The organism is Cupriavidus sp. L7L, from assembly GCF_004353535.1.
GTDB classification, from domain to species: domain Bacteria; phylum Pseudomonadota; class Gammaproteobacteria; order Burkholderiales; family Burkholderiaceae; genus Cupriavidus; species Cupriavidus oxalaticus_A.
Map to the genome: position 1 here is coordinate 1 of NZ_SMNY01000003.1, position 16,623 is coordinate 16,623.

The 16,623-nt window shown below is 64.8% G+C and carries 13 protein-coding genes and 1 pseudogene; 2 read left to right on the top strand and 12 right to left on the bottom strand.

The genetic code is table 11. The features are described 5' to 3' along the window. Positions 1-651, bottom strand: a 651-nt coding sequence (locus E1J61_RS02015; protein WP_207951167.1) for a DNA-binding protein, incomplete at its 3' end; no start/stop codon positions are given. A gap of 136 nt (positions 652-787) precedes the next feature. Between E1J61_RS02015 and E1J61_RS02020 the strand changes: the two genes are divergently transcribed. Next, positions 788-2,014, top strand: a complete 1,227-nt coding sequence (locus E1J61_RS02020; RefSeq protein ID WP_133092517.1) for a tyrosine-type recombinase/integrase — start codon at positions 788-790, stop codon at positions 2,012-2,014. Between the two features lie 487 nt (positions 2,015-2,501). Here E1J61_RS02020 and E1J61_RS02025 read toward each other — a convergent pair whose 3' ends face one another. The 5 genes and pseudogenes from E1J61_RS02025 to E1J61_RS02045 all read right to left on the bottom strand — a co-directional run. Next, on the bottom strand, positions 2,502-2,996 hold the full coding sequence (locus E1J61_RS02025; protein WP_133092518.1) for a flavin reductase family protein: 495 nt from the start codon (positions 2,994-2,996) through the stop codon (positions 2,502-2,504). Positions 2,997-3,475: 479 nt separating this feature from the next. Beyond that, positions 3,476-4,633, bottom strand: a complete 1,158-nt coding sequence (locus E1J61_RS02030) for a branched-chain amino acid ABC transporter substrate-binding protein (protein ID WP_133092519.1) — start codon at positions 4,631-4,633, stop codon at positions 3,476-3,478. Positions 4,634-4,806: 173 nt separating this feature from the next. Next, positions 4,807-5,709: a GlxA family transcriptional regulator gene (locus E1J61_RS02035; protein WP_243736779.1), complete on the bottom strand. Its 903-nt coding sequence runs from the start codon at positions 5,707-5,709 to the stop codon at positions 4,807-4,809. 154 nt (positions 5,710-5,863) lie between these two features. Beyond that, a complete protein-coding gene (choW, locus tag E1J61_RS02040) occupies positions 5,864-6,760 on the bottom strand; it encodes a choline ABC transporter permease subunit (RefSeq protein WP_133092520.1) in 897 nt (298 codons plus the stop codon). Continuing rightward, positions 6,753-7,948 (bottom strand): annotated as a pseudogene (locus tag E1J61_RS02045) (glycine betaine/L-proline ABC transporter ATP-binding protein); the annotation flags it as partial. The gene choW and the pseudogene E1J61_RS02045, both read right to left, overlap by 8 nt. Before the next feature lie 422 nt (positions 7,949-8,370). On the opposite strand from E1J61_RS02045, the gene purU reads away from it, so the two are divergent. After that, positions 8,371-9,243 (top strand): formyltetrahydrofolate deformylase, encoded by an 873-nt coding sequence (gene purU / locus E1J61_RS02050; protein ID WP_133092522.1) that lies wholly within the window; start codon positions 8,371-8,373, stop codon positions 9,241-9,243. Between the two features lie 88 nt (positions 9,244-9,331). Here purU and E1J61_RS02055 read toward each other — a convergent pair whose 3' ends face one another. From E1J61_RS02055 to E1J61_RS02080, 6 genes are all read right to left on the bottom strand, one after another. Then, on the bottom strand, positions 9,332-10,195 hold the full coding sequence (locus E1J61_RS02055; RefSeq protein ID WP_133092523.1) for a glycine betaine ABC transporter substrate-binding protein: 864 nt from the start codon (positions 10,193-10,195) through the stop codon (positions 9,332-9,334). 73 nt (positions 10,196-10,268) lie between these two features. Beyond that, positions 10,269-11,426 carry a hybrid-cluster NAD(P)-dependent oxidoreductase gene (locus E1J61_RS02060; protein WP_133092524.1) on the bottom strand — a complete coding sequence of 386 codons (1,158 nt, stop codon included), beginning with the start codon at positions 11,424-11,426 and terminating at the stop codon, positions 10,269-10,271. A 21-nt stretch (positions 11,427-11,447) separates the two neighbouring features. Further along, entirely contained in the window at positions 11,448-12,686 is a 1,239-nt protein-coding gene (locus E1J61_RS02065) for an SRPBCC family protein (RefSeq protein WP_133092525.1), read from the bottom strand. A 51-nt stretch (positions 12,687-12,737) separates the two neighbouring features. Beyond that, positions 12,738-13,523: an electron transfer flavoprotein subunit beta/FixA family protein gene (locus E1J61_RS02070; protein ID WP_133092526.1), complete on the bottom strand. Its 786-nt coding sequence runs from the start codon at positions 13,521-13,523 to the stop codon at positions 12,738-12,740. Continuing rightward, entirely contained in the window at positions 13,520-14,692 is a 1,173-nt protein-coding gene (locus E1J61_RS02075) for an electron transfer flavoprotein subunit alpha/FixB family protein (RefSeq protein WP_133092960.1), read from the bottom strand. The genes E1J61_RS02070 and E1J61_RS02075 overlap by 4 nt, the downstream gene beginning before the upstream one ends. A gap of 4 nt (positions 14,693-14,696) precedes the next feature. Next, on the bottom strand, positions 14,697-16,622 hold the full coding sequence (locus E1J61_RS02080) for a (Fe-S)-binding protein (RefSeq protein ID WP_133092527.1): 1,926 nt from the start codon (positions 16,620-16,622) through the stop codon (positions 14,697-14,699). Position 16,623: the final 1 nt, after the last annotated feature.

A 16,623-nucleotide genomic window follows, 5' to 3' on the forward strand; every position in this document is an offset into this window, starting at 1 on the left:
CTGCGCGAGCGTCACGGCCTCGCGCGCCCGCTCCAGCTCCGTCGAGAATTGGGTACGCAGTTCCGCCAGTTGCCGGCCCGCGGCCTCCAGTTCCGCCCGCCCCGCATCCAGCCGGGCCTGGGTCGCCGCGTGCCCCTGCCGCTCCGCGGCCAGCGTCGCCTGACCCTCCTCGATGGTTTGGCGCGCGGTGTCCAGTTGCGCGACGAGCGCCGCGGCTTCCTCGCGCGCAAGCGCGGTCTCGGCGTGCGCGGCGTCGCGCTCGGCCTCGGCGACGCTGGCCGCATGGCGGGCCTCGGCGCGCAGCGTGGCCAGTTCGCCGGTGGCGGCCTCGTTGGCCGCCTGCCAGATGGTCTGCACCGCCCCGGCCGCGATGTCCTTCAACGCCTCCGGCAGGTCGGGATGGTCGATGGTGACGCGCGTGCGCCCGCGCAGCTCCTGCCAGAACGCCTGCAACACCTCGGCGGGCGTGCCCATGCTGCCCTTGCGCACCAGACTGTAGAGCTTGTTGGCGGTGGGCGTGACCCCGTAGCGGAAGAACAGCAGGCCGCAGACCTCGCGGTAGAGCGCGCGGGTCTCGGGAAAGCGCCCGCGCAGCTCGGCCAGGTCGGCCTGTAGCGCAGTGTCGGTCAGATCCAGGTCGGCAGCGGCCATCGAGAGAAAAACGAAAAAGTGATGATAAATATTACACCATAATACGTAATAAAGCCAATTTTCGGCTACATACTTTAGACATAACTGCGCTTATGTTTATAATATCGAAGTAAAGTGTGATTCTTTCGACTCGCGCATGGACCTGCTGCCCCTCAAACCGCTTGGGAGTCTTACCGACTCACTTCCCACACCGCTGGAGCGGTTGAAACTGTCATCGCCGCTGTCCGGCGCCGCCGGTACTAATCGCGCGCCCGCCACCGGCGCTCGTATTGCCGCGGCCGATGACCTGGCCGCCGTGACCGCCTGGCTGGCCCGCTATGCCGACAGTGCGGCGACCATCGCCACCTACCGCCGCGAGGTGGAGAGGCTGATCCTGTGGGCCGTGCTCCAGTTGGGCAAACCCTTGTCATCGCTGACGCACGAAGACCTGCTCGCCTACGAGCGCTTCCTCGCCGATCCGCAACCGGCCGCGCGCTGGGTGCTGGCCGGCAACAAGAAGCTCGCGCGCAGCCATCCGGACTGGCGCCCGTTTGCCGGGCCGCTGTCGCCCGGCAGCGTGCGCCAGGCCATGGTGATCCTGAACGCGCTGTTCGCCTGGCTGACCGAGGCCGGCTACCTGGCCGGCAATCCGCTCGCCCTCGCCCGCCGTCGGCGCGCTCCCAGCATGGCGCGCATCACCCGTTATCTGAGCCACGACCTGTGGGCGATCGTCAAGGAGACGGTCGAAGCGATGCCGACCGAGACCGCGCGGGAACGGCTGCATGCGGCACGCTGCCGCTGGGTGCTGAGCGTGCTCTATCTGGGCGGCTTGCGGGCGTCGGAGCTGACAGCGACCACGATGGGCGCGTTCTTCTGCCGGCGCGATGCCCAGGGCACTGAGCGCTGGTGGCTGGAGGTCACCGGCAAAGGCAGCAAGACCCGGCTGGTGCCGGCGACCGACGAGCTGATTGCAGAACTGGCGCGCTACCGTCGCGCCCACGCACTGCCGCCGACTCCGCAGTTCGGTGAGGCACGTCCCCTGGTGCTGCCGGTGATCGGAAAAGCGGACAGCGAGAAACCGCTGTCACGCGGCGCGCTGCACCTGATCCTGAAAGAGGTGTTTGGCATGGCCGCGGCGCGCCTGCGGGCGCGCGGGCCGGAATGGGAAGCGCAAGCCGCCGTGCTGGCCAGCGCCTCGGCGCACTGGCTGCGCCACACCGCTGGTTCGCACATGACCGACCAGCAGGTCGACCTGCGCTTTGTGCGCGACAATTTCGGGCATGCATCGATCTCGACGACGAGCGGCTACCTGCACAGCGAGGAAGATGCGCGGCACAAGGCCACGCAGGAGCGGCACCGGATCGGCTGGGGCAGCAAGAGGTAGCAGCCCGTGGGAATTATTTCATCATCGTTCTAAAAGGAATATGGCTGTTCCGTCAGCCGCCCCCGAGGGGCTGCCGCGACTGCCGCCGGGGAAGAGCACCCGTTTGATTTCCGAGTTCGAGATCCCATGAAACAATCAACCAACGCGACATCACGTTATACCCATGCTATTTACTTAGGCACGCATGGCTGACAGTCACTACTGACGCCAATAGAATCATCGGAACCGATATCCGATCTGGTAAAAAATACGCAACGACAAGGCTTGCCGTGAAAATAATGGGGACCACCATGCTCCTCGTATTCATTGACTCGCATCCCTCTCTACAGCAAAATTCGATACGCCATGTCAGGGGGGCGGATGTTCATACTTCGAAGCGCGTCTATTTCTGCCAAAGGAATTCCCTCACCCCCACCTATAAGTTTTGGCGCCAAGAGCTTATATCGAAAACACGCGCAGCAGTTGCCCGGGGGTGTGGGAAAAACCACTAACGATCTTGCTCATGCGCTCGTGCTACAAGGTAGCGCCCATCACCAAAGACGAGCGGCCTGTGCTCGGACCGTTCCAGGCGGATAACTCGACCGATATAAATGACATGATCGCCTTCACGATGGGCGGAAACCTTCACGCATTCCAAGTTTGCAGCGCATGAGCCAATGATGGGAATACCTCCCAAACCGGATCGAAAGGTGATATTTCGAAATTTTTCGTCGCTAGCGGTCGAGAACTGTTTGGATATCTGAATTTGATTTTCTGATAGAATATTTACTGCGAACCGATCGGAATCCCGAAACGCGGTGTAGCTTTTTGATGAAAGAGATTGACTCCACAGAATTAAAGGTGGATTTAGCGAGACAGAACTGAACGAATTGACTGTCATTCCACACCTCCTTCCGGTGGCGTCCAACGTGGTCATCACGGTAACCCCGGTGGGAAAAGCACCCAACGCCTTGCGGAAAGCCAGGCCATCGATCTGTATCATGATGTTTCCTTTCCCCCACCGGTGTGCTAAGCGGACGACCCTATTCCAACTTTGAAGATGTCAAATGTCCTGACGGACGTACTGCCCTCGACCATCCCTGCCGTACCAGTTCCGGGCGCTCCGAACCGAGCGTCCACCGCAGGGCGTGTCACTAGTACATCAAATCTTTCAGCTTGGGAGATAGAACCGGTGCGTCGACACATTAGGACGTTCGCGCCAAGCCTGGATTCTGGCAACTCGGCTCACTCGGGAGTGTTAAGCACATGCGTGTGCAGGCGCCGGAGATCCTATTCGCGTTCTGCGTCGAAGTACCGCCACGTCAGGCCATACACTACCGGAGTCGCGTTGCGCTTGGGCGCATAGAACCACGCCAGCCGGCGTCCTCGCCGCACTATAGCCGGGTCACGCCACGAGACTGTCCGGATTTCCGCCGCCACCTCTCTGGTCAGGGCGGGCTACGTCAATGGACCAGCCCCCAGTCACTCAACAGCAATCGTCGTGACCGGCGTCCAATGGCCTCCCTTGACCTGGTAGAGGGTGGATGTCGGATTCTTCAGGTCGCCATTGGCATCGAAGGCGATCTTCCCTGTGACCCCCTCGTATTGCGTTGCGCGCAGCGCCGGCGTGAATTCGGCAGGCTTCGCGGAGCCGGCCTGTCTCATCGCGTTGATGGCCACCCACGCGGCATCGTAGGCGAACGGCGCATAGCTGAGGCTGTCGCTGCCGAAGCGCTTCCGGAACTTCTGCATGAAAGCCTTGCCTTGCGGTAGGCTGTCGATCGGGCGCCCATATTCCCATGCCATCGCGCCTTCCGCAGCGGGACCGGCAATGTTCAGGAAGATGCTGTCGGCGATGCCGCCGCTGCCGACGAACTGGGTGCGCATGCCGAGCTCGCGCATGCGTTTCGTGATGAGCGCCGCCTGGTTGTCCAGTCCGGCGAAGAACAGCAGGCCGGCGTTGGAGGCCCGGATGTTCGTGAGCTGCGCGCTGAACTCGACCGACTTGTCGTTGGTATATTCCGCTATCGCGATCTCGCCGCCCGCCGCGGCGACGGCCTTCCTGAACTCGTCCACCGCCCCCTGGCCGAACGCGGTCCGGTCATCCATCACGGCAATGCGCTGCGCCTTCATTACCGTGACCGCGTACTTGCCCGCGTTGCCGGAGTTTTGCGCATCGGTCGGAATGATGCGGAAAACGGTCTTCAGACCTTGCTGCGTAATGGACGGGTTGGTAGCCGCCGGATGGATTACCGGGATACCTGCCCTGGCGAAAATCGGCGCGGCCGGAAGCGCGACGCCTGAGTTGTAGTAGCCGACAACCACGGCCACCCTGTCATCGACCAGCTTCTGGGCCACCTGAACGCCGATGCGCGGATCGCTCTGGTCGTCCGCCGGAGCGAGTTCGAAACGGGCATCCTGACCATCCAGCCGGATACGCTGCGCATTGGCTTCCTCTACGGCGAGGCGAACACCGTTCTCCATGTCCTTGCCATTGGCGGCATTGAGCCCGGTAAGTGGCGTGGACACGCCGATCCTGACGACCTGTTGCCGATCAGCCCCATAGGACTGGGTGCAAGCGAAGGACAGCAATATGACGTTCAAGCTCGCAACGAGCAGCTTTCCGGCAAGATTGGTCATTGAATTCTCTCCGCGACCAAAATGAGTCGACGGGATGGCCATTTACGGCCGGCCTAATACCCTGCCATTGATTCTATGGCACAGCCATGCGAGCGATCGCGGCGTCGCATGCCGCAAAAGACACATTCATACACGATGCACGCATTTCCAAACGCCAGCGCGGTGCTAACCAATCACCCTGGCTGCCGGCGTTCGTGGCTGGGCGCATGGCCGAACTGCGCACGGTATGCCTTGCTGAAATGGCACGGCGACTGGAATCCGCAAACCGCCGTCACCTGTGCGATCGACGCGCTGGTCGTGCGCAGCATATCGCGCGCCCGCTTCAGGCGCAGGGTCAGATAGTAGTGGGTCGGCGAAACGTTCAGATAAAACTTGAACATGCGCTGCAAATGGCGCTGGGACAGCCGCACCAGCCGCGCCAGTTCATCGAGCGAGAGGGGTTCCTCGATGTTCGCCTCCATCAGCCGCACCACCTCGACCAGCTCCGCTCGCGATAGCCCGACCCGCGCATTGACCGGGATCGGCTGCGCATCGGTCGCGCTGCGAATGCGCTCCAGTATGAACTGTTCAGAGACCTGCGCCGCAAGTTGCCGGCCGAAGCGCAAGCCAACGAGATGCAGCATCATGTCGATGGGCGCCGTGCCACCCGTGCATGTGAGCCGGTCGCGGTCGATGACGAACAGCTCGTCGGCGAAATGCACCAGCGGAAACTCCTCGTGCAGCGACGATCGGCTCTCCCAATGCACCGCGCAGCGGTATCCGTCAAGCAGCTTGCTCGACATCAGCGCGTAGGCGCCTGTGCAGATGCTGCCGAGCGGTATGGCCTGCGCGGCCAGCTTCGCCAGCATGGCGCGCGTGCCTTCGTCGACGGTATCGCGGACACGAATGCCTCCGCAAACGATCATGACGTCCGGCAGTGCCGAGTCCTCGAGCGCGCGCGTCGGCCGTACCACGATGCCGTTGCTCGCGTGCACCGGCTCGCCGTCGGTCGAATAGATCGACCACGTGTAATGGTTGGCACGCCCGAGGTAGTTGGCCATGCGTAGCACTTCGACCGCGCTCGAGAACGCAATCATCGAGAAGTCAGGCAATGTCAGGAAGCCGAAATGCGAGAGTGGCCCTGATGGGCCTGGTGGCCCGAGGGGCGCGAGGGCCGTCGATGGGAAAGCGCTGTCGGTTGGCACGGCTGCAACGGCCCTCAGATCAATTTCCTGGCGGCGGCTGGCTGGATCAGGCTTGCGCCGTGCTGGCCTTGGCGCCGAACAGCTGCCTGAGCCCGGAGAACAGCGGCGCCTTCGCGTCACCAGGCGCGCGGCCAAAGCTCTCGGTGATGCGGTCCAGTACGATCGCCAGCAGCACGACCGAGAGCCCGCTTTCGAAGCCCAGGCCGATATCCAGCCGCTGGATGCTCGCGAGCACCTCGTTGCCCAGGCCGCCGGCCCCGACCATCGATGCGATGATGACCATCGACAGCGCCATCATGATCGTCTGGTTCACGCCCTGCATGATCGACGGCAGCGCGTTCGGGAACTGCACCTTGTATAGCAGTTGCCACGGCGTGCAGCCGAAGGCATGGCCGGCTTCGACGATCTCCATGTTCACCTGGCGGATGCCAAGGCTGGTCAGCCGTACCGCGGGCGGCATCGCGAAGATCACCGTCGCCAGGATGCCCGGCACGCGCCCGAGGCCGAACAGCATCGCGGCGGGAATCAGGTAGACGAATGCGGGCATGGTCTGCATCAGGTCAAGGACCGGGCGCACGGTGGCGGCGACCACCCTGCTTTTCGCCGCCCAGATTCCGAGCGGAACGCCGAGCAGCAGGCTGATGATGGTGGACGACAGCGTGAGGCCCAGCGTGATGATGGTCTGGTCCCAGAATCCGGTCGCGAAAATCACGAACAGCGACGCGGCCGTGAACAGAGCGAAGCGCCAGCCGACGCGCCAGAGGCCGATGCCGATGAAGATGGCCATCATCAGCCACATCGGCACGGCCTGCAGGCCGCGTTCGATCCATTCGGCGAGGCCCCCTATCGCGCGGCCGATAGCGTCGAACGTTGCCGCGTCGTGATCGAGGAGGTAGTGGACGGACTGATCGACCCAGCGGCCGAGCGGGAGTAGTTCAGACATGGTTGCCTCGCGAGCGCGTGATTGCTTTCAGGATGACGGCGCGGCTGACCGAGCCGCAATAGCAGCCGTCGTCGTCGACGACCGGCAGGGCATTGGGAGTCGCGACGACGCGCTCGACGACGTGGTCGAGCGAGGCGTTGCGCTGGATGCTCTCGACGGGACGCACGCTTTGCGTCGCGTCGCGCGTGACAAAGCCGCGGAGCTTGCGTTGCGCATCGAGCACGAAGGCATAATCTTCGCTGCCGTTCAGCGTCGCCGCAATGTTGGCCGCATCGAGCCGTGACAGGGTCGGCACCGCATTGGTCTGCATCAGATCGCCGGCGGTCAGGTAGCGGCTTGTGTCGATGCCGTCGAAGAACGTGCGGACGTAGTTGTCGGCCGGGTTGGCAATGATCTCCTGCGGCGTGCCAACCTGAACGAGCCGTCCGCCCTCCATGATCGCAATCCGGCTGCCGATGCGCAGCGCCTCCTCCAGGTCGTGCGATACGAACATGATGGTGCGCCGGTGCTCCTTCTGCAACTGAAGCAGCACGTTCTGCATTTCCTTGCGCTTGAGCGGGTCCAGCGCGGAGAAGGCCTCGTCCATGATCATCAGCGACGGATTGACCGCCAGCGCGCGCGCCAGGCCCACGCGCTGCTGCATGCCGCCAGACAGCTCACGCGGCAGCTTCTGCGCGAACGTCGCCAGGCCGACCTGCTCCAGCACGTCCATGGCACGGCGCTCGCGCTCCTTCCTGCCAACTCCCGCCACCTCCAGCCCGAACGCGGCATTCGACAGCACGGTGCGTTGCGGCATCAACGCAAACGACTGGAACACCATGCTCATGTCCTTGCGGCGCAGCGCGATCAGCTCGTCGCGGCTCACTGCGGCAACGTCGCGGCCGCCGATCAAGACCTTGCCGGCGGTGGGCTCGACCAGCCGATTCACCAGGCGGATCAACGTAGACTTCCCGGAGCCCGACAGGCCCATCAGCACAAATATTTCGCCTTCCTTCACTTCGAACGACACGTTGTGCACACCGACCACCTGGCCGGTGCGCCGGAACACATCATCCTTCGTCGAACCGGCGGCGAGCATGTCGAGCGCCTGTCTGGGATTGCTGCCAAAGACCTTGCACAGACCTTCGACCACGACCTTGGGACTATCCATTGAAACTTCTCCTGGTCCTGCGGGGACTCACTCGTCATATGGCATGCCAACGCTTTTTCCACTGGTCCGGGAAACGCTGGCGGCACGTTGCTACTTTCCTCCCTGGAATGCCTGAGCAAACCTTGTCGTCGCACCGCAACCTGCATTGCGCGATTCCCTACATGGTTGCCAAGAAACGTCCTCCCCTGCCGACGAATTCCGACAAGCGCTTGCGGAAATACGACAAAGACAACCAGGCAAGGCGATTTTGACGCCGACTGTTCACAAACGCCCCCGACGATCCGGCATGGGCGCCTCATGGGCGCCTCATGGGCGGGTTAAGCGCACCGTTCGGCGCGGCGGGCCGGTACCAGCATCGCGGCGTTTCGGTTCTATCCGGTGTCCGCGCGGCCTGATCTACTTGGCGCATGGCATGTGCGCGCACGATGCGTCCGCGGCCAGCAAACCAGAGAGGATTCGCATGAACGCGCTGTCTCCTTCACAGCAGCACATCCTGACGCTGTCGTGCCCGAGTGCCCCCGGGCAGGTGGCCGCCACGGTCGGCCTGCTCGAGCGCCATCGCTGCTACATCGATGAACTGACCGTCTTCGACGACGACCTGAGCAACCGCTTCTTCCTGCGCTGCGTGTTCCATTCAACGGACGCGCACGCGCTGGATGTCGGCAGGCTGCGGCAGGAATTCGCGCCGATCGCGCAGAGCTACGGCATGCATTGGGCCGTCCACGATGCGCAGGCACGCCCGAAAGTGCTGATCATGGTGTCCAGGCTCGAACACTGCCTGGCGGACCTGCTGTTCCGCTGGCGCATGGGCGAGCTGAAGATGGACATCGTTGGCATCGCCTCGAACCATGCCGACCTGGAGCCGCTGGCGCGCCAGCACGACCTGCCGTTCCGGCACTTCCCGATCACGCCGCAGACCAAGGCCGAGCAGGAAGCGCGCTGGCTGGACCTGTTCGAGTCGAGCAGCGCCGAGCTGGTGATCCTCGCCCGGTACATGCAGGTGCTCTCCGCGGAGACCAGCGCGAAGCTCGCCAACCGCGCGATCAATATCCACCATTCATTCCTGCCCGGCTTCAAGGGCGCCAAGCCCTATCACCAGGCGCATGCACGGGGCGTCAAGCTGATCGGCGCGACCGCGCATTTCGTCACCGATGACCTCGACGAAGGGCCGATCATCGAGCAGGCCGTCGAGCGCGTCGATCATTCGTACCGGCCGGACCAGTTGCTTGCGGTCGGGCGCGACGTGGAATGCATCACGCTGGCGCGCGCGGTGAAGGCGTTCATCGAGCGCCGCGTGTTCCTGAACGGAGACCGGACGGTCGTACTCCACTAAGCGAAGCAACGCCGGCCACGATCGCTGTGCGATCGTGGCCGGCGTTTTTTTGCGGTGGTTGATAGTTTAGCGAAGTGGCGCGACCGGATTACTGCGTATTCTCGAGCCACCCGCTGACCCGGTCCCCGTGCGCGGCGATCCACGCGTCGGCGGCCGCATCCGGCTTGGTGCCATTCTGGATTGCCAGCATCACGCTATCGATCTCGCCCGCCTTCCACTGGAACTTCTTCAGGAAGGCCACTACCGGCTTTGCCTTGTTCTCCAGGCCCGGATTCACGATGTTGTCGACATGCTCGGCGTCCCCGAAGACCTTCTTCGGGTCATCAAGGAAGCGCAGTTTCCACTTGGCGAACATCCAGTGGGGCGCCCATCCGGTCACGACCACCGGCTTGCTCGCGTTCATCGAGCGCGCCAGTTCGACCGTCATCGCGCTGCCGGAACTGGGCATCAGCGAATAGCTGAGCCCATAGCTCTTGATCGCCTCGGACGCCTTGCGCATCACGCCGGCGCCGGCATCGATGCCGACGATGCGGCCTTCGAACGATGCCTTCTGCGCGTTCAGTTCGTCGATGCTCTTCGCACTGACCGATGCCGGCACGATCAGGCCGATCCTGGCCTCGGTGAAGTTGGGCCCCAGATTGACGACCTTGGTCTTGAACTGTTCCCAATAGGCGCCCTGCGTGACCGGCAGCCAGGCGGACAGCGTCGCGTCGAGGTCGCCGCGGGCGACGCCCTGCCACATGACGCCTGCCGCCACCGGCACGAGTTGCACCGGATACCCGAGCTTCTTCTCGATGATGCGCGCGGCGACGTTGGTGGTGGCGACACTGTCGTCCCAGCCTTCGACGTAGCCGATCTTCAAGGTTGGCTTGGTGTCCCCCAGCGCCAGCGCGCTCCATGTCAGCATGACCGACGCGGCGCCGGTGCAGAATAATTTTCCGAGAAGCTTCATGTCTACCCTCCTTAATCGGCGCCGAGGCGCTCCCTTTTCAAAGCAAACGTCGCCCGTCGTACCCGCCGGACCCTCACTTGTCGATCACGAGATCCGACAGCGGCTTGCTGCAGCACAGCAACACCATGCCCTGGTCGATCTCGCGCTGGCGGATGCCACCGTTGTGCTTCATGTCGACCTGGCCGCTGACAAGCCTGACCTTGCAGGTACCGCACATGCCCTGCGTGCACGACGCAGGCAGCCGCACGCCGGACTGGCGCGCCGCGTCGAGCACGTGCTGCCCCGCGTGGCAGGCAATCTCCCGGCCGCTTTTGGCGAAACTGATGTTGAACTGCGCCGTTTCCGCATGGCCGTTGGCCGCCGGCGCGCCACCCTCGACCGCCTCGATCGCTTCGCCAGGGGCAGGCTCCGCGTTCAGTGTCTCGAAGGAAAAGCTCTCCTCGTGGTAGCGCGTGCGATCGAAGCCGGCCTCGTCGAGCAGTTCGCGCACCGCCTTCATGTACGGCGCCGGCCCACACGTGAAGATCTCGCGCTCCATGAAGTCCGGCGCGACCAGTTTCAGCAGCGGCAGCGACAGGAACCCCGTGACGCCCGACCAGTTGGTGCGCGCGCCGACCCGTTCGCAGACGAACGCCGTGCGGAAGTTGCCCTGGTCAGAGGCGATCAGATCCAGCTCGCGTGCAAAGATGATGTCGTCAGGCGTGCGCGCGCTGTGCACGAACACGATGTCGCGATCCTCGGCGAGATCATGGTGCGCGCGGCTCATCGACATCAGCGGCGTGATGCCCGAGCCGGCGGACAGGAACAGGTACTTGTGCGCCGGATGCCGCGCACAGGTAAACTCGCCGCCCGGCCCCAGCATGCGGACCGGCGTTCCCGGCTTTACGGTGTCGTGCAGCCAGTTCGACACCTTGCCATCGGGCACGCGCTTGACCGTGATCGAGACTGTGTGCGGCTGCGCTGGCGAAGAAGAGATCGTATAGCAGCGATTGATCGTCTCGCCGTCGATGTCGAGTTCCAGCGTGATGAACTGCCCCGGTTCGAACACAAAGGCGCGCCCCTGGGGTGAACGGAAAAAGAAGCTCTTCACGTCGTGCGTTTCCTGCCGCACGTGGCAGCATATGAGCGTTTCCTCCACGTCGCTCGTCCAGCGCTCCGGAAGCGCGTTCCAGAACGCCGGGCGCGTCACCCGGCTATCCGCCGATTCGAAATGCACCGCATCGCGCATCATGTCAGCCTCCGCTCCTTGCGCTCAGGCGCCGATCTGCTCGGCGAGCCGGCGGATATACCAGGCCGAGAACTTCTCGACCAGGCCTTCCGTGAATGGCGAATACGGACCGGGCTCGTACGCGCTGCTCGCCGCACCACGCTGCGAGTACTCGACCAGCGCGCGGTCTTGGTCATTGGTCGCGTTCCACACCGCCGTCAGGTTCTTCACGTCGTAGTCCACGCCCTCGCGAGCATCCTTGTGCACCAGCCATTTCGTGCGCACCAGGGTCTCGCCAGCCGACAACGGGATCACCGAGAACGTGACAATGTGGTCGCTCATGAAGTGATGCCACGAATTCGGCTGCGTCCAGAAGGAAAGTCCGCCGAGGTCGGCCTGCTCGAAGTTGCCCAGCAGCTTCTTCGAGGCCACCTTGGCATCGAGCGTCTGCGACTCGCCGCTGCGGTCCAGCGGCAGGCGCTGGGTGCGGAAGCCGGTCGTCTCCAGCAGCCGCTCGATCTCGGCCGACGGCAGCTTCATTGCTTCCCATTGCGCAGCGCGCTCCTCGCAGGTGCGCTCGAACGACTCCATGCCCTCGGCGTTGGCGGGGGAGCGCTGGTAGCCAAAGCCGTACTCGTACAGAGAGATCGTCAGCTCCGGATGGTTCGCCACGCAGTGGTAGCACTCGCGGTTGTTTTCCATCGTGAGCTTCCAGTTGCCCTGTTCGATGATGTCGACCTGCGCTGCGACCTTGGTGTTCGGCAGGTCGTGCGGCAACAGGTACGGCTCCATCGCGGTGCGCATCGGCGCGAAATCCGGCGCCTCCCTGGCCAGGCAGACGAAGATCAGCCCGGCAAGGTTCTCCACGTGGACCGACTTCAGGCTGTGCTTGCAGCGGTCGAACTTCTCGCCCATGTGCTCGGCAAACATCAGTTCGCCGCTGAGGTTATAGGTCCAGCTGTGATACGGACACACGATGTTGCCCACCGTGCCCTTGTCCTCGTTGCAGAGCCGTGCGCCGCGATGGCGGCATACGTTGTGGTACGCGCGGACCTGCATGTCGTCGTCGCGCACGATCAGGATCGAGTCCTGGCCAAGCTCGACCGTCACGTAGTCTCCCGACTCCGGCACGTCGGGCTCGACCGCCACCTGGATCCAGTGCTGGCGGAAGATTGCCTCCATGTCGAGCGCGAAGATATCGTCGCTCAGGTAAAAAGGCGCCTCGAGGCTGTGGCCCGCCTTGCGCCGTTCCACCAGCGCGCGAATGTCTGCCGATTCTTTCATCGTTTTGCTCCGGATTCCCTGCGTCCCTGGTTGTTTGCCGACCCGCCAATGTCAGTAGTCGATGAGTTGATGCTCGCGTAAATACGCAAGGATGACTTGTGCTTTTTCGACCGAAGTCCCACCGTTTACGACGCTGCCGCCGCGGCTCTCGGTGGTCGTCGCCGACAGCATCCGGGCGTGGCCCGAGCGCTTTTCGGCGGCCGCCAGCCTGACCGGCTTGCGCTCGACGGCGCCGAGCACCCAAGCCGCGGCGTCGTGGTACGTGCTGCGCACGGCCGGTGCAGTCCGGATCGCTCCCCCGCGCAAGCGCGCGTAGGCATAGCGCGGATTCGCGTTGGCAAGGGGGTGCACCGCAACCACCGCGGGCAGCGCCGCATCGACGCGCCGGCGCAGCCCCTTGGGCAGGAACTGCCGCACGGCGACGCGTCCGCCGTCGATGTCGACGTCGACAGCAGCGCCGACCAGTGGGCGGCCCATTGCCGCGGCGAGCCGATATGGCAGCATGCCGGTGTCGTAAGCGCCCTCCGCGCGCGTGCCGGTCAGCACGAGGTCGCAGGTCTTCACATGCGCGGCGAGCACGCGTGCCGAGTCTTCGCTGGGATCGCACGCCAGCACCTCGACTTCGCCGGCGCCGAGCGCCAGGTAGTCGGCGAGTGCGGGCTCGGCCGCATCGCCCGCATGCACCACGGCAAGCTGGGCACCGTGTTTTTGGGCCAGGCAGCGCCCGAGCTCCAGCGCGGCGGCGTCGTTGCGGCTGTAGCGCGGCGCGCCGCTGACGGGATGGCGGCCAACGGATACCAGCACTGCGATGCGCTTCACTTGTCGGGGGGCGTTCATGCTGCGACTCCTGCGAGTTCCCGGGGACGGGCCGTGGCCGGTTGGCCGCTCCCCGGGCGTGCCGCCTGCACCAGCTCCATCAGCGCGGCAATGGTCTCGTGCGCGTCGCCGACAATGGTCAGGTTCGCGCGCTTGGCGATCGGGGCGCTGCCGTCCACGTTGACGGCGATTACGTGGCGGCAGTCCTTGATGCCTTGCAAGTGCTGTACTGCGCCAGAGATCCCGAATGCGATGTAGACACTCGCCTCGACCGTCTTGCCGGTTGCGCCCACCTGCTTGTCGCGGGTGAAATGCCCGTTGTCCACGGCGACACGGCTGGCGGCAATGGCGGCGCCGAACGTGCCGGCCAGGCGCTCGAACGCGCCGATATCAGTCACGCCGTTGCCGGCAGCCACGATAAAGTCGGCCTCCTCGAGCGCGACCCGGGCGGCATCGATCTCCTCGATGCCGAGATCGCGGTATGGATGCATGCTGCTCCCCTTGGCGCACAGGAAGTCGGGCGAAAGCCGCTCGCCCGCGCCGGTGAACGGCAGCTTCGCGTCGACCGCGCCCGGCGCCAGCAGGATTACGTCGGTCAACGCGCGGGTCGCGAACGTACGCTTCGCGTGCGCATACGTGCCGACGTGATGCGCATCGATCTCCACGACATGCGTTGCAACGCTTGCCCCTGCTTCCGCCGCCGCTGCCGCGTACCGGCGGCCAAGATCGCCATCGCCCGCCGCATTGTCCGGAATGAAGACATGCCTGGCCGACAGCGCCGTGGCGCATGCCTGCAGCGCCCGCAGCTCCGCCTCGGGGGCGAACGTGCGGCGGTCGAATTCCGGAAGCGCGATCAGCTTGTCGGCGCCGAGTTCCGCCGCATCGTCCTTCAGCTCGCCGAACACCAGCAGCGCGACTTCGGTTTGCGCGTCCGCCAGCAGCGCCGCGGCGGCAACCGCCTGGCGTGCATGGTCGTCAAGCGCGCCGCGCTCGCTGTGCGCGGCAACCAGCATCACGTAGCGCGGGTCGCTCACCAGCCGCCGCGGCTTTGCCGCCGCGCCATGACCGTGCGCGGGCCAGTGCGCCGCGCCAGCATCAGCGCTGCCGGCCTCGCCGAGCGTGATGCGCCTGAGGCCAGCCGCCGTGATGATGAATGGCCGGCGCGGATCGATTCGTTTGATTGTGTCCATCCATTCACTCCAGCGAAGCGGCAACCAGTTCAGCCACGTCGAGCACGTCGGGGCGCGGGCCAACTACGCCCTCGAGCATCGCGGTGCAGTTGGGACATCCGACCGCGACCACTTCGGCGCCAACCGCACGTGCATCGGCGATACGGATATCGGGGATGCGCTGCTTGCCCGGGATGTCGGTCAGCGGTGCGCCACCGCCGCCGCCGCAGCAGCGGCCGCGCATGCCGTGGCGCTCCATCTCAACCACCTGGATGCCGATGCTCTTGAGCAGCTTGCGCGGCGCCTCGGTTTCGCCGTTGTAGCGGCCGAGGTAGCACGGGTCGTGGTAGGTGGTGCGCTTCTCGCGCAGCGCCTCCACCGCCCTGGGGGCGATCAGTCCGCTCGACGCCAGTTCGGCGAGATACGTGGTGTGATGTTTCACCGTCACGCGCAGGCCCAGCGCACGATACTCGTTGCGCAAGCTGTGCATCACGTGTGGGTCGGCCGTCACGATCTGCTTGAACGACAGCGCGTCGAGCGTGCCGATCAGGTGTTTGGCCAGTTGCTGGAAGGTAGCCTCGTCGCCGAGGCGGCGCGCGACATCGCCCGTGTCGGTTTCGACCTCGCCGAGCACCGCATAGTCCACGCCGGCCTTGTTCAGCACCTTGGCCAGCGCGCGCAGCGTGCGCTGGTAGCGCATGTCGAAGCCACCTTCTCCGGCCACGACCAGCACGTCGACTGCCTTGCCCGGCAGCGCAACGGGTGCGTTCAGGTCCACCGACCAGTCGTAGCGCGCCGCCTTGTCGTAGCCGCCCATGGTGCCCGTCTCGCGCAGGTTCGCCAGCACTTCGGCGCCCTTGCCCGGCACGGTGCCATGCACCAGCGTCTGGTTGCGGCGCATGTCGACGATTGCGTCGACGTGCTCGATCAGCATCGGGCATTCCTGCACGCAGGCGCGGCAGGTGGTGCACGACCACAGCGTCTGCGCCTCGATCAGGCCGGACACGATCGGCCCGTTGGGCTCGCCGCGATGCCGGCCGACCGGAATTCCCGGCGAGGGGCTGCCCGCGTAGGCGGCATCGGTGCCCCCCGCCATGCCGACGACAAGGTCCTGGATCAGCTTCTTCGGGTTCAGCGGCTGGCCGGAGGCGAACGCCGGACACGCGGCCTCGCACTTGCCGCACTGCACGCAGGCGTCGAAGCTCAGCAGCTGGTTCCAGCGGAACTCGACCGGCTTGGCGACACCGTATTCCTTGTGCTCGAGGTCGGGCAGCTTGAGCGCGGTCGGCGGGGTGGCCGTGCCATTTCCGGTGTACGATTCGGGCGTAGCCGCGAACCGCTCCTGGCGAGGGTGGAAGGCGAGATGCAGCAGGCCCGCCATCGCATGCTTCATCGGCCCGCCCGTGGCCGCGCCGACCGTCATCGCGAACGCGCCGACGCCGATCAGCACCGCGCACAACACCGCGAACGCGCCCGACATCACCCCGGCCGGCACCATCGTGTACAGCGCCAGGCCCAGCGCGAACGAGCCGAGCAGCCAGGGCAATGTATTCCACGGCCCCTTCGACAGGCGCGCCGGCACGTCCTTCGCCTTGCGGCGGCGCCACACGAATACCGCGCCGACCAGCATCGCGAGCGCCGCGACCAGGATGAGCTTGTCGAGCCACGGCGAGTAGATCGCGAGGCCGTAGTTGACGAACACGAGTGCCAGCGCCGCGATCGCGCCGCCCGCGGTGGCCACGTGCGTCCTGGCGATGTACGGATCGCGCGCCACCACATGGTGCAGGTCGACGAAGTAGCGCTTGGGGATCGCGAACAGGTTGGCGATGCCGAACGAGCCGGGCGTGGCCGGCCGTCCGACCCGCCAGTACGACGCGCGCCGCAGCACCGCGAAGGCAAGGCCGGCCACCGAGAGCCACAGCAGGCCGGTAATCAGCAAGGACGGATTCATG